Below are 13,842 nucleotides of genomic sequence, written 5' to 3'. Positions count from 1 at the left end.
CCCCGGGGAGTCGACCGGCCGGCGGCCCGGCGGTGGGTACGGTGTCGGGGGTTCGGACTAGAGTCGCCTATCGTGACAGCCTCTACGCCGCGCCTGCTGCTGCTCGACGGTCATTCGCTCGCATACCGGGCGTTCTTCGCCCTGCCGGTGGAAAACTTCTCCACCACGACCGGGCAGCCGACCAACGCGGTCTACGGCTTCACCTCGATGCTGATCAACGTGCTCCGCGACGAGCGCCCCACGCACATCGTGGTGGCCTTCGACGTCTCCCGACGGTCCTTCCGCACCGAGCGCTACGCCGAATACAAGGCCGGCCGTTCCGAGACGCCGGGCGAGTTCGCCGGCCAGGTCAGCCTGGTCAAGGAGGTGCTCGCCGCGCTCCGGGTGCCGACGGTGGAGATGCCGGGCTACGAGGCCGACGACGTGCTCGCCACGCTCGCCTTCCAGGGTCGGGACGCCGGCATGGAGGTGCTGATCTGCACCGGTGACCGGGACGCCTTCCAACTCGTCGGCGACCAGGTCACGGTGCTCTATCCGCGCAAGGGCGTCTCCGACCTGGCCCGGATGGACCGGGCGGCGGTCACCGAGCGCTACGGCGTCGGCCCCGAGCAGTACCGCGACCTGGCGGCACTTGTCGGCGAGACCAGCGACAACCTTCCCGGCGTGCCGGGGGTGGGCCCGAAGACGGCCGCGAAGTGGATCCTCCAGTACGGCGGCGTCGAGGGGGTGATCGCCCGGGCCGACGAGATCAAGGGAAAGGCCGGCGACAGCCTGCGCGAGCGGCTTTCCGACGTGATCCGCAACTACGACATCAACTGCCTGGTCTCGGACCTGGAGCTGCCGTTGCGGGCCGAGGAGACCCGCTGGCAGGGCTGGGACCGGGAGGCCGTGCACCAGGTCTTCGACACCCTCGAGTTCCGCATCCTGCGGGACCGGCTCTACCAGTACCTGGACGCGGTCGAGCCGGAGGCCGAGGCCGGCTTCGACCTGGCCGGCAAGGTGCTCTCCACCGGCGAGGTGGCCGGCTGGCTGGCCGAGCACGTGCCGCCGACGACCCCGGTCGGGATCGCCGTCGCCGGCTCGTTCGGCCGGGGCACCGGTGCGCTGACCGGTGTCGCCCTGGCCACCGCGACCGGAGTGGCGGGCTGGTTCGACCCGGCCGGCCTGACCGCCGAGGACGAGACCGCGGTGGCCGGCTGGCTGGCCGATCCGGAGCGCCCGAAGGTGCTGCACGACAGCAAGCCGGCGCTGCTGGCCTTCGCCGCGCACGGCTGGACGCTGCGCGGCGTGCAGCGGGACACTGCGCTCGCCGCCTACCTGGCCCGCCCCGACCAGCGCTCCTACGACCTGACCGACCTGGCCCTGCGCTACCTGCACCGGGAGCTGAAGGTCGACGCGCCGGAGACCGGCCAGCTCACCTTCGACGGCCTCGGCAACGAGGGCGAGGTCGAGCAGAACCTGATGCTCCGGGCCCGGGCCACCCTGGACCTGGCCGACGCCATCGCCGCCGAGCTGTCCCGGGACGGCGAGCAGTCGGCCAGGCTGCTCGCCGAGGTGGAGCAGCCGCTGGTCGACGTGCTCGGCGCGATGGAGCGGATCGGCATCGCCGCCGACACCGACTACCTGTCGGAGCTGGAGGCGCACTTCGCCGGGGAGGTGAAGGCGGTCGCCCAGGCGGCGTACGAGGTGATCGGGCGGGAGTTCAACCTCGGCTCGCCCAAGCAGTTGCAGGAGATCCTCTTCACCGAGCTGGGCCTGCCCAAGACCAAGAAGATCAAGACGGGTTACACCACCGACGCCGACGCCCTGCAGTGGCTCTACGCGCAGCAGCCGCATCCACTGCTGGAGCACCTGCTCCGGCACCGCGACGTGGCCCGGCTCAAGTCCACGGTCGACGGCCTGCTGAAGTCGGTCTCCGACGACGGCCGGATCCACACCACCTTCCACCAGACGGTGGCGGCTACCGGTCGGCTCTCCTCGACCGACCCCAACCTGCAGAACATCCCGATCCGCACCGAGGAGGGTCGGCGGATCCGCCGGGCCTTCGTGGTCGGGCCGGGCTACGACTGCCTGCTCACCGCCGACTACAGCCAGATCGAGATGCGGATCATGGCGCACCTCTCCGGCGACACCGCCCTGATCGAGGCGTTCAACTCCGGGGCCGACTTCCACGCCGCGACCGCCTCCTCGGTCTTCGGGGTCGCGGTGGGCGAGGTCACCCCGGACCAGCGGCGCAAGATCAAGGCAATGAACTACGGCCTGGCGTACGGGCTGAGCGCGTTCGGCCTCGGCCAGCAGCTCGGCATCGCCGCCGACGAGGCACGGGCCCTGATGGAGGAATACTTCAGCCGCTTCGGCGGGGTCCGGGACTACCTCCAGTCGGTGGTGAAGAAGGCGGTCAAGGACGGCTACACCGAGACCATCCTCGGCCGTCGGCGCTACCTGCCCGACCTGGTCAGCGACAACCGGCAGCGCCGGGAGATGGCCGAGCGGATGGCGCTGAACGCCCCGATCCAGGGTTCGGCCGCCGACATCATCAAGGTGGCGATGCTGCACGTCGACACCGCGCTGCGCGCCGCCGACCTGCGGTCCCGGATGCTGCTCCAGGTGCACGACGAACTGGTCTTCGAGGTGGCACCCGGCGAGCGGGCCGACCTCGAGGCGCTGGTCCGGCGCGAGATGGGTGCGGCCTATCCGCTGGCGGTGCCGCTGGAGGTCTCGGTCGGCGTCGGTACGGACTGGAACAGCGCCGACCACTGACCGCGCGACACGTCGGTCCGTCCCGGCGCCCGCCTCGACGTCAGCCGGTCGGAGCGTCGCCGTTCCGGCGTGGTCCGGGCGTCTCGCCCCGGATCGGCAGCCAGTAGAACGGGATGAACGCGGCGATCACCACCACACCCGCCACGGGCACGAAGCCGCCGATGGCGGCGCCGGCACCGATCCAGAACAGCGCCAGCCGAAATCGGCGGCCGACGGACCGGGCTCCGGCGTCGTCGACGTCGTCCCGGAACAGGTGGCGGCGGTGGCGGGCGTACTCCCAGGTGATGTTGAACAGGATCGCGGCGAGGCCCAGGGTGAGGCCGTAGAACAGTACGGCTCCGCGCTGCCCCTGACCGACCCGGAAGGATTCGGACAGCACCGACGCGGCGAACGGCAGGAAGGCGACATCCATCAGCAGGACCGTGTTCGTGAAGAGCACGAACCGGTCCACCGAGACGATGTGGTCGAACATGACATGGTGGTTGACCCAGATCTGCCCGATCTGCAGGAACGTGATCACGTAGGCCATGTACGACGGCCAGAGCGCCCCCAGCGAGGAGAACAGCGCGCGGAAGTCGTTCGGCGGATGGATCTCCAGTACCAGCAGGGTGACCGCGATGGCGAAGACCGCGTCGCTGAACGCGACCAGCCTGGTGGTGTCCCGGGCCGCGCCGAAGCCACCTCCGACCCGCCCGGTCTCCCCGGTCTCTCCCGTCGAGGCACGCCCCGATGACAGCGACCACCTGGGCCGCCACCAGCCCGGCCGCGACCAGTTCGGCCGGAGCGCCACGCCAGGTCAGGCCCGCTGCGGGCTCGGCACCGAGCGCAGGCTCACCGGGAGCGGACTCACCGGGTGCGCTGGTTCCGGCCCGAGGAGCGTTCGGCCTCCCGGTGCCGCTGCTGGGCCTTGCGGGACGGGCCGCCGACCGCTGGCAGGGGTGCCTTGAGCGGGTCGTGTCCCCAGTTCATCAGGGAGTAACGCCACCTGGTGTTGCGTACGTCGCCGGACGGTCGTTGCGCCATGTGCCGCCGGACGTACCCGACGACCTTCCGCATGTGCGCGAAGTCCCGGTCGGTGAACTGGTTGGCGCGCTTGCGCAGCAGGTCGATGATCTTCCGTCCGGACTCGTGTCCGACCGACTCGCCGCCGCCCTTGCCGCCCTTGCGCCAGCCCACCGTCTTCGAGTCGTCGGTGTCCAGCCACTTGCCCAGCTCGCCGGGATTCATGTTCACCGCGTCCCGGAACTCCCGCACGGTGTCCCGGCCGTCGTCGGCGCGACTACTCATCGAACAACGCCTCCGGCTTGTGTACCGCGTCCCGCCCCTCGTCGGTACGGACCCGGTACTGCGGATCCTCCTTCGACGCGGCGACCGTACGCTTCCCGGCGTACGTCCGTTCGGTGATCTCCTCCTGGACGGTGCCGTGCGCGCTGGAACCGTGGCTTCGCCAGCTCACCCGGTCGCCCTTACGCAGTTTTCTCCGCTCTGGCATGCAGCGGTCTACCCGGCTGCCCGGGGCGGTAACCGGTGCGCCCGACCGGAACCGGAAACGGAGTTACGGGGCGATTTCGCCGATCGCCAGCTTGATCGGGAACGGATCGACCAGTTCCAGCAGCTCGTCGGCCTTGGCGAGCAGTTCGTACTCCCGGTTGCCGCTGCGCCCGGGCCGGTCGGCCAGCCGGTACGCGTGCACCCGTACCGGGTTCTGCTCCACTCGCCAGTAGCAGGCGATGCCGGCCGCCGCGTACTCGGCGGGCTTGCTGAACCTGTCCGTACGCCGGGTCCCGGGCGAGACGACCTCGACCGCGAGCACCACCTCGTGCGGCAGCAGGAAGTGCCGCTCCGCCGGGACCTCCGCCCGGTAGACCAGGACGTCCGGTCTGCGGATGTGGTCGGTGTCCAGCGCCACCCCGACCGCCTGGGTCACCCCGAGGTGCCCGGGTGCTTGGTCTCCCAGCAGACGGCGGAGCAGACCAGAGATGTGCTGATGGCCCAGGTCGGGGGCGGGGAGCGCGCGCAGGACTCCGTCGAGGAGCTCGACGCGCGGGGCGTCCGACGGGAGGCGTAGGAGGTCTTCCAGTCGGTAGCCCGCCTGACGCTGCCGGACCGGGTCTGGTCGCCACGGTCCGGGCAGCCGGGCGGCCGGTTCGCTGGTCACCCGCCCAACGTAGTGAGCGGGATCGGTGTTAGCCGGACGTGCCGTCCGGTTTTTCGCAGACGAAGATGGCGGTGCCGGGGAAGAGTCGGCCGCGCAGCGGGCTCCACTGCCCCCAGATCTGCTCGTGTCCGGCCGGCCACTCCGGCTCCACCACGTCCCGCAGCACGAAACCGGCGCCGACGATCTCGCGTACCCGGTCGCCGAGGGTGCGGTGCTGCTCGACGTAGGTCGGCGTGCCGGTAGCGTCCTGCTCGACGTACGGGCGGCGGTCGAAGTAGGAATGGGTGGCAATCAGTCCGCCCTCGCCCGGGTCGTCCAGGAAGATCCACCGCATCGGGTGGGTGACCGAGAACACCCACCGGCCGCCGGGGCGGAGCACCCGGTGCACCTCGCGCAGCGCCGCCGCCGAGTCGGCCACGAACGGGATCGCGCCGAAGGCCGTACAGACGATGTCGAAACTCGCGGCCCGGAACGGCAGGGCCAGGGCGTCGGCCTGGACCAGCGGCACGCGTACCCCGGAGGTGGCGGCGCCGAGCGCGGCGTGCCGCAACATGCCGGCGGACAGGTCCAGCCCGACCGGCCGGGCACCCTCGGCGGCGAGCCAGCGGGCCGCCGAGGCCGCACCGCAGCCGAGTTCGAGCACCCGCCGGCCGGTCAGCTCGCCGAGCAGCCGGGCGTCGGCCTCGCGCAGCCGCTCCGGGCACCAGACGAAGTCCGCCTCGCCCAGGAAGGCGCCGTGTTCGGCCTGGTAGTCGTCGGCGTCCGTGTCCCACCAGCGGCGGTTGGCCCGCCGGCTCTCGGCGTCGGTGACCGGACGCCGGAGTACTCCGGACGCGTCGTCCTCGGGCAACTCCGCCAGCGTGTTCTCGTGCACCCCGCCACGCTAGTGCCCGGGACGGACGCCGGTCCGGGTCGGGCCCCGGCCACGCCGACGTCGCCGGCCGGCCCGGCGCGGGTCGCCGGCCGTTAACCGCCGCCGGTGCCGGGTAAGGTCATGTCGAGAGTGCCGGAATCCGGCGCTACGCGAACTCTTCCCGAGCAGTGGACAGCGGATCTCATCACGTGCGGGGAGGGCTTGCACGCTGTGGTAATGCACACGGTAAGCTGTTCGATGCGCTCGCGGATCGTGTGCCTCGGCAGGGAGCAGGTCCGCGGTCGTCGGATACCAACCAGCGGTCGGGAGCAGCGATCGCCCGGGGGCCCGGCGACGGATCCGCAGGCGTAAACGGGTCACCGCGACACAAACCTGCTGTGACATCCATCCGACCGGAGCAACCGCCCACATGACGAGCAGCATCGAGGCCCCCTCGAGCGCCACCAAGGTCACCGTCGACGACCTCGGTTCCGAGGAAGCTTTCCTCGCCGCGATCGACGAGACCATCAAGTACTTCAACGACGGCGACATTGTCGAAGGCACCGTCGTCAAGGTCGATCGGGACGAGGTCCTGCTCGACATCGGCTACAAGACCGAGGGTGTCATCCCCTCGCGCGAGTTGTCGATCAAGCACGACGTCGACCCCGCCGAGGTGGTGTCGGTCGGTGACCACATCGAGGCCCTCGTCCTCCAGAAGGAGGACAAGGAGGGGCGCCTGATCCTCTCGAAGAAGCGGGCCCAGTACGAGCGCGCCTGGGGCACGATCGAGAAGATCAAGGACGAGGACGGCGTCGTCCGCGGCTCCGTCATCGAGGTGGTCAAGGGCGGCCTCATCCTGGACATCGGGCTGCGTGGCTTCCTGCCCGCGTCCCTGGTCGAGATGCGCCGGGTGCGGGACCTCCAGCCGTACGTCGGGCGGGAGCTCGAAGCCAAGATCATCGAGCTGGACAAGAACCGCAACAACGTGGTGCTGTCCCGCCGTGCCTGGCTTGAGCAGACCCAGTCCGAGGTGCGTACCGAGTTCCTCAACAAGCTGCAGAAGGGCCAGGTCCGCAAGGGCGTCGTCTCCTCGATCGTCAACTTCGGCGCCTTCGTCGACCTTGGCGGCGTGGACGGTCTCGTGCACGTCTCCGAGCTCTCCTGGAAGCACATCGACCACCCGTCCGAGGTCGTCGAGGTCGGCCAGGAGGTCGAGGTCGAGGTGCTGGACGTCGACCTCGACCGCGAGCGGGTCTCGCTGTCGTTGAAGGCGACCCAGGAGGACCCGTGGCGCCAGTTCGCCCGTACCCACGCGATCCAGCAGATCGTGCCGGGTAAGGTCACCAAGCTGGTGCCGTTCGGTGCGTTCGTGCGGGTCGACGACGGCATCGAGGGCCTGGTGCACATCTCCGAGCTGGCCGAGCGCCACGTGGAGATCCCGGAGCAGGTCGTCCAGGTCGGCTCGGACGTCATGGTCAAGGTCATCGACATCGACCTGGAGCGGCGGCGGATCTCGCTCTCGCTCAAGCAGGCCAACGAGGGCTTCGTCGAGGGCGAGGAGCACTTCGACCCGACCCTCTACGGCATGACCGCGACGTACGACAACGAGGGCAACTACATCTACCCCGAGGGCTTCGATCCGGAGACCGGGGAGTGGCTCGAGGGCTTCGACAAGCAGCGGGAGACCTGGGAGACGCAGTACGCCGAGGCGCGTACCCGCTGGGAGGCGCACACCAAGCAGGTGCAGAACTCCCGGGCGGCCGACGCCGAGGCCGCTGCCAACCCCGCCGGTCCGACCGGTGGCGCTGGCGGCGGTGGCGGCGGTGGCGGTGCCACTTCCAGCAGCACCGCTCCGGCCCGCCAGGCCGAGGAGCCGGCCGGCACGCTGGCCACCGACGAGGCGCTCGCCGCTCTGCGGGAGAAGCTCGCCGGCGGTAAGTAGCCGACACGTAGTACAGCGGCGGAGGCCCGCTTCCCAGATCCGGCTCGACCGGTCCGGGAAGCGGGCCTTCCGCCTTTCCAGAGCGGGCCTTCCACCTTTCGAAGGCGGGCAGTCCGCCTTTTCGAGGCCGGCCTTCCGCCTTTTCGAGGGCGGGCCGTTCGCTTTACCCAGGGCGGGCCTTCCCCTCTCCCAGGGCGGGCCTTCCCCGCGTCCGGGCGGATGGTGCCTGGGATCGCCAGCCCCGCCCCCGGTCGGTCGGCGCCCGAACGGGTCGCGGTGGGCGGAGATCTTGGCGGGCGGGCGCCCATCGGGTTGACTGGACCGGTGCTGAAGGTCGGACTCACCGGTGGGATCGGTTCGGGAAAGAGCGTCGTCGCGGCCCGGCTGGCCAGCCTCGGGGCGGTGGTGGTCGACTCCGACCGGATCGCCCGGGAGGTGGTCGAGCCCGGCACGGACGGGCTGCGGGAGGTGGTGGCCGCGTTCGGCCCCCGGGTGTGCGCGGACGACGGCAGCCTGGACAGGGCCGCGCTCGGGGAGATCGTCTTCGCCGACCCGACCGCGCGGACCCGACTGGAGGCGATCATCCACCCCCGGGTACGCCGACGCAGCGCCGAGCTGATCCACGGGGCGGCTCCGGAGGCGGTGGTGGTCAACGACGTACCGCTGCTGGTGGAGGTGGGGCTCGCCCCGACGTACCACCTGGTGCTGGTGGTGCGGGCGGCCGAGGCGACCCGGGTCGAGCGGCTGGTCCGGGATCGCGGGATGACCGCCGAGCAGGCGGCCCAGCGGATCGGGGCACAGGCCGGCGACGAGCGGCGGGCAGCCGCCGCGGACGTACTGCTGGACAACGACGGCGACCTCGCCGAACTGCACGCCGCGGTGGACGCGCTGTGGCGGGAGCGGTTGACGCCGTACGAGCGGAACGTCCGGGAGCGCCGGGCGGTACGGGCGACCGAGGCGCGGCTGGTCGAGCCGGATCCGGACTGGCCGGCCCAGTACCGTCGACTGGCCGCCCGGATCCGGCACGCCGTCGCCCCGGCCGGGGTACGCGTCGACCACATCGGGTCCACCTCCGTGCCCGGCCTGGCCGCGAAGGACGTCGTCGACCTGCAACTCGGCGTCGCCTCGCTCGCCGACGCGGACGCGCTGGCCGACCGGCTCGCCGACGCCGGCTTCCCGCGCTGTCCGGGCGAGTGGTGGGACAACGCCCGCCAGCCGGCCGCTGTCACCCGGTGGGAGAAGCGGTTGCACGGCAGCGCGGACCCGGGACGCCCGGTCAACCTGCACGTCCGGGAGATCGGCTCGCCCGGCTGGCGGTACGCCCTGCTGATGCGTGATCATCTCCGGGCCGACCCGGAACGCCGGGCCGACTACCTGGCGGTGAAGCGCCGGCTGGCGGCGGCCGGCCCGGACCTGGACGCCTATGCCGAGGCCAAGGAGCCGTGGTTCGACCTGGAGCACCGGTACGCCGAGGAGTGGGCGGCGGCCGTCGGCTGGCAGCCAGCACCGCCCGAGGAAGGGGCGTAGCCGCCTTCCGGACGAGGCCCAGCAGCCATCCGAAAAGGGTCGGCCCCGGGATCGGGCGTGGCAGCCCGCCGAGGAGGCGCCCCGAGCACGCGGCAGTCGCTGGCGGGGCGGGGGAGGTGGGTAGGTACGTAAAGGGCGCTCGCGGCGGCCGGTCTGCGCTCGCGCGCGACCACATCGGTGCGCTCGCCGGCCTGAGCCGGGGCTGCAACCTTGCGCCGGATGCGACGCAGCCGGTGTGGCGGCTCGCGTCGCAGACCCGGTCGGCCGCCGCGAGCGGCCTACCCTAGAACGGTAGCGCGGTGAACTTTCACACACAATGACGATATCGAAGCCGATCGTGTACCCACCGTGGCCCGGCGGCTTGTCACACCGGCGGCGTACGGTTGAGGTCATGGCGCTCGACATTCCGCGGCTGGACGGCCGTTTCCAGGTGATCTCCGAGTTCGTGCCCTCGGGTGATCAGCCGACCGCCATCGACGACCTCGAGCGGCGGGTGCGTCGGGGCGACCGGCACAGCGTGCTGCTCGGCGCCACCGGCACCGGCAAGAGCGCGACGGCCGCCTGGCTGATCGAGCGGTTGCAGCGCCCCACCCTGGTGCTGGCGCCGAACAAGACCCTCTGCGCCCAGCTCGCCAAGGAGTTCAGCGAGCTGCTGCCGAACAACGCCGTCGAGTACTTCGTCTCCTACTACGACTACTACCAGCCCGAGGCGTACATTCCGCAGACCGACACCTACATCGAGAAGGACTCCTCGATCAACGAGGAGGTCGAGCGGCTGCGGCACGCCACCACGATGTCCCTGCTGACCCGCCGGGACGTGGTGGTCGTCGCCACCGTCTCGGCGATCTACGGCCTGGGCACCCCGCAGGAATACCTGGAACGGTCGGTGCGGATCCGGGCCGGCCAGGAGGTCGAGCGGGACAAGCTGCTCCGCCGGCTGGTCGACGTGCAGTACACCCGCAACGACATGGCGTTCAACCGGGGCACCTTCCGGGTCCGGGGCGACACGCTGGAGATCATCCCGGCGTACGAGGAGCTGGCGCTCCGGATCGAGTTCTTCGGCGACGAGGTGGAGAAGCTCTACTACCTGCACCCGCTGACCGGCGAGGTGGTCCGTGAGGTGGACAACCTGCTGATCTTCCCAGCCACCCACTACACCGCCGGTCCCGAGCGGATGGAGCGGGCGCTGGCCGGCATCGAGGCCGAGCTGGCCGAGCGGCTGGCCGAGCTGGAGCGGCAGGGCAAGCTGCTGGAGGCACAGCGGCTGCGGATGCGGACCAGCTACGACGTGGAGATGATGCGGCAGGTCGGCTTCTGCTCCGGCATCGAGAACTACTCGATGCACATCGACGGCCGTTCGCCGGGCAGCGCACCGCACTGCCTGCTGGACTACTTCCCCGACGACTTCATGACGGTGGTCGACGAGTCGCACGTCACCATCCCGCAGATCGGCGGCATGTACGAGGGCGACGCCTCCCGGAAGCGGATGCTGATCGACCACGGCTTCCGGCTGCCCAGCGCGGCCGACAACCGGCCGCTGCGGTTCGACGAGTTCCTGGACCGGGTCGGCCAGATGGTCTTCCTCTCCGCCACCCCGGGCCCGTGGGAGCTGGAGCGGGCCCAGGGCGAGGTGGTCGAGCAGGTGATCCGGCCGACCGGCCTGGTCGATCCCGAGGTGGTGGTGAAGCCCACCAAGGGGCAGATCGACGACCTGATGCACGAGATCAAGCTGCGTACCGAGCGGGACGAGCGGGTGCTGGTCACCACGCTGACCAAGAAGATGGCCGAGGACCTCTCCGACTATCTGTTGGAGCACGGCATCCGGGTCCGCTACCTGCACTCCGAGGTCGACACGCTGCGCCGGGTGGAGCTGCTGCGCGAGCTGCGCAAGGGCGACTACGACGTACTCGTCGGGATCAACCTGCTCCGGGAGGGGCTGGACCTGCCCGAGGTGTCGCTGGTGGCGATCCTCGACGCCGACAAGGAGGGCTTCCTGCGCAGCGGCCGGTCGCTGATCCAGACCATCGGCCGGGCCGCCCGGAACGTCTCCGGCCAGGTGCACATGTATGCCGACAAGATGACCCCGTCGATGGCCGAGGCGATCGAGGAGACCAACCGGCGCCGGGCCAAGCAGGTGGCGCACAACGAGGCGAACGGGATCAGCCCGGAGCCGCTGCGCAAGAAGATCCACGACATTCTGGACGACATCTACCGGGAGGCCGAGGACACCGAGGGTGCGACCACCCGGGTCGGCGGCGCGGTCCGGCAGATGTCCCGGGGCAAGGCGCCGACGCCGGAGACCCGCAGCCGGGGCCGGGTCGGCACCGCACCGGCCCGGGAGGGGATGGCCCGGGCCGAGTTGGCCCAGCTCATCCAGGAACTCAACGACCAGATGCTCGCCGCCGCCCGGGAGTTGCAGTTCGAACTCGCCGCCCGGATCCGGGACGAGGTGGCCGAGCTGAAGAAGGAACTGCGCGGCATGGACGCGGCCGGGGTGAACTGACCGCCGGCCTCGTGCGGTCCGGGGGCGGTCGGCGTGCTTCAGGCGTACCGGTCGAAGCCGCCCTCGGAGTCGATCACCTGACCGGTGATCCAGCGGCCGTCCGGCGAGCAGAGCCACTCGACCAGCCGGGCGGCGTCGTCGGGTCGGCCCCACTCGCCGCCGGGGAACAGTTGCCCGACCGTCGCCAGGTCCGCCGTCGAGGCGTAGCCGGTGTCGGTCGGCCCCGGGTTGACGCAGTTCACCGTGATGCCGCTCGGCATCAGCAGCGGGCTCAACTGCCGGGTCAGGTTCTCCACGCCGGCCTTGCTGGCCGCGTACGCCAGCTCGGTCGGCATCGGGCCGAGCCGCTGGCCGCTGGAGAAGAGCACCAACCGTCCGCCGGAGTCGGCCTCGAACGCCGCCGCGAACGCCTCGGCCAGCAGCAGGGTCGCCCGGACGTTGACGACCAGGTGCCGGTCGATCTCGGCGGCGTCGAGCTTGCCCAGCGGGGTGTGCGTCGAGTGGGCGTGCACCGCGACCAGCACGTCCAGCCGACCGTGGGTGCGTACCGCCGTCTCGACCAGTTCGGCGGGAGCGGTGGGCGAGGTCAGGTCGGCGGCCCGGTAGCGGACCACGTCGGGATCGCCGGTCACCTGCTCCAGTTCGGCGAGCAGCCCGAGGATGCCGTCGGGGTCGCCGCCGTACGGCTGCGCGTCGTCGTAGCCCGGCAGTCCGGTGAGCTGTAGGCGGTAGCCGGCGGCGGCGAACCGCCGGGCAATCGCGGCGGCGATCCCGACCCGACGGCTGACTCCGGTTATCAACGCGACCCGTTCGTCCATGCCGCAGAGTCAACCCGATCCGTCCGGTCCCGGCCAGCACGAATACCGGCGGGCTCGAACGGTGGCGGCGACGGCGCACAGCGGGTACGACAGGAGGCTTCGCGTCGGGCAGTCGGATGTCGGGGCGTCTTGTTAGGGTTCTGCCGCCCCCGACCGTTATCGGAGCCCTCACAATGACGATCAATTCCCACATAACCGAGTTCGCCGGCCTGCCGGTGGTCGACTTCGATCCCGCCGAGCCGCCGACCGTGGCACCCGGTGCGGCTGCCTGGCGGCTGAGTCTCACCGACTTTCCGAAGGACGAGGGCGAGTTTGCCGAGCTGACCGAGCAGTTCCTGGCCGCTGTCGATCCCGCCGGGGTCGCCGCGCTGATCGTCGGCGACTGGGGCGAGTCGTACGACAACGCCGCCCCGGTCGAGCTGCTGGTCGAGTTGGCGCCACGACTGACCGCACTGCGGGCGGTCTTCATGGGCGAGATGGTGATGGAGCAGTCCGAGATCTCCTGGATCACCCAGGCGGATCCGGCACCGCTGCTGGCGGCGTACCCGGGGCTGGAGGTCCTGCGGATCCGTGGCGCGACCGAGGGGCTGACCCTGACCCCGACCCGGCACACCGCCCTGCGCGAGCTGGCGATCGAGGCCGGTGGCCTGCCCGGGCACGTGGTCCGGGCGATCGCCGAGTGTGACCTGCCGGCGCTGGAGCACCTGGAGCTGTGGCTCGGCACCGACCAGTACGGCGGCGACGCCACAGTGGACGATCTGGCGCCGATCCTGGGCGGGGCGCGACTGCCGGTGCTGCGCTACCTCGGGTTGCGCAACGCGGAGATCGCCGACCAGGTGGCGGCAGCCGTGGCAGGTGCCCCGGTGGTGGCCCGGCTGCGGGAGCTGGATCTGTCGCTGGGGATCCTCTCCGACACCGGGGCGGCGGCGCTGCTGGCCGGGCAGCCGCTGACCCATCTGCGCAAACTGGACCTGCACCACCACTACCTCGGCGGCGAGCTGGCCGGCCGGCTGCTGGCCGAGCTGCCCGGCGTCGAGGTCGACATCTCCGACGTGCGCCGTCCCGACCGGGACGGTGACCGGTACATCGCGGTGTCCGAGTGAGCATCCGCCGCAGCGGGCACGGCACGGCGTTCGGCGGGTGGGCGATGCTCCACTCGCCGGGGACCGTCCGTCGGCTGGTCGCGGAGCTGCCCGCCGCCGGAGAGTCGCGCATCGATGCCGGGCGGCCCGACAAGTACGGCGACCGGTACGTGGCCGTCGACGGGTCACTGGCATGATC

General features: G+C 71.1%; 12 protein-coding genes. 6 read left to right on the top strand and 6 right to left on the bottom strand.

Translation table 11 applies throughout. The features are described from left to right. Positions 1-72 precede the first annotated feature (72 nt). Complete coding sequence (polA, locus tag Pen02_RS24010; protein WP_203868337.1) at positions 73-2,760, top strand: DNA polymerase I; 2,688 nt, start codon at positions 73-75, stop codon at positions 2,758-2,760. Positions 2,761-2,800: 40 nt separating this feature from the next. On the opposite strand, the gene Pen02_RS24005 is transcribed toward polA, so the two are convergent. From Pen02_RS24005 to Pen02_RS23985, 5 genes are all read right to left on the bottom strand, one after another. Further along, complete coding sequence (locus tag Pen02_RS24005) at positions 2,801-3,550, bottom strand: TMEM175 family protein (RefSeq protein ID WP_239141186.1); 750 nt, start codon at positions 3,548-3,550, stop codon at positions 2,801-2,803. Between the two features lie 56 nt (positions 3,551-3,606). Then, positions 3,607-4,047 carry a DUF3140 domain-containing protein gene (locus tag Pen02_RS24000; RefSeq protein ID WP_203868336.1) on the bottom strand — a complete coding sequence of 147 codons (441 nt, stop codon included), beginning with the start codon at positions 4,045-4,047 and terminating at the stop codon, positions 3,607-3,609. Then, the gene (locus Pen02_RS23995; RefSeq protein ID WP_307837728.1) at positions 4,040-4,216 is read right to left on the bottom strand and encodes a hypervirulence associated TUDOR domain-containing protein; all 177 of its coding nucleotides are present in this window, start codon (positions 4,214-4,216) and stop codon (positions 4,040-4,042) included. The genes Pen02_RS24000 and Pen02_RS23995 overlap by 8 nt, the downstream gene beginning before the upstream one ends. Positions 4,217-4,315: 99 nt before the next feature. Continuing rightward, positions 4,316-4,918: a Uma2 family endonuclease gene (locus Pen02_RS23990; RefSeq protein ID WP_203868334.1), complete on the bottom strand. Its 603-nt coding sequence runs from the start codon at positions 4,916-4,918 to the stop codon at positions 4,316-4,318. Between the two features lie 28 nt (positions 4,919-4,946). After that, the gene (locus tag Pen02_RS23985) at positions 4,947-5,792 is read right to left on the bottom strand and encodes a class I SAM-dependent methyltransferase (RefSeq protein ID WP_372445657.1); all 846 of its coding nucleotides are present in this window, start codon (positions 5,790-5,792) and stop codon (positions 4,947-4,949) included. A 409-nt stretch (positions 5,793-6,201) separates the two neighbouring features. Here Pen02_RS23985 and rpsA point away from each other — a divergent pair, with 409 nt between their 5' ends. The 3 genes from rpsA (at position 6,202) to uvrB (ending at position 11,743) form a co-directional block, all read left to right on the top strand. Further along, the gene (gene rpsA, locus Pen02_RS23980; RefSeq protein ID WP_239141184.1) at positions 6,202-7,713 is read left to right on the top strand and encodes a 30S ribosomal protein S1; all 1,512 of its coding nucleotides are present in this window, start codon (positions 6,202-6,204) and stop codon (positions 7,711-7,713) included. Positions 7,714-8,037: 324 nt separating this feature from the next. After that, positions 8,038-9,240: a dephospho-CoA kinase gene (gene coaE, locus Pen02_RS23975; protein ID WP_203868333.1), complete on the top strand. Its 1,203-nt coding sequence runs from the start codon at positions 8,038-8,040 to the stop codon at positions 9,238-9,240. 391 nt (positions 9,241-9,631) lie between these two features. Continuing rightward, entirely contained in the window at positions 9,632-11,743 is a 2,112-nt protein-coding gene (gene uvrB / locus Pen02_RS23970; protein ID WP_203868332.1) for an excinuclease ABC subunit UvrB, read from the top strand. Positions 11,744-11,781: 38 nt separating this feature from the next. On the opposite strand, the gene Pen02_RS23965 is transcribed toward uvrB, so the two are convergent. Next, entirely contained in the window at positions 11,782-12,561 is a 780-nt protein-coding gene (locus Pen02_RS23965) for an SDR family oxidoreductase (RefSeq protein WP_203868331.1), read from the bottom strand. Positions 12,562-12,734: 173 nt separating this feature from the next. Here Pen02_RS23965 and Pen02_RS23960 point away from each other — a divergent pair, with 173 nt between their 5' ends. Together Pen02_RS23960 and Pen02_RS23955 are read left to right on the top strand one after the other, a co-directional pair. After that, the gene (locus Pen02_RS23960; protein WP_203868330.1) at positions 12,735-13,664 is read left to right on the top strand and encodes an STM4015 family protein; all 930 of its coding nucleotides are present in this window, start codon (positions 12,735-12,737) and stop codon (positions 13,662-13,664) included. Then, positions 13,661-13,840, top strand: a complete 180-nt coding sequence (locus Pen02_RS23955) for a hypothetical protein (RefSeq protein WP_203868329.1) — start codon at positions 13,661-13,663, stop codon at positions 13,838-13,840. Before Pen02_RS23960 ends, Pen02_RS23955 begins: the two co-directional genes overlap by 4 nt. The last annotated feature ends 2 nt before the right edge of the window (positions 13,841-13,842 follow it).

Origin of the sequence: Plantactinospora endophytica (genome assembly GCF_016862915.1) — a bacterium.
GTDB lineage: Bacteria > Actinomycetota > Actinomycetes > Mycobacteriales > Micromonosporaceae > Plantactinospora > Plantactinospora endophytica.
This window is presented reverse-complemented; position numbering and strand designations above follow the sequence as displayed.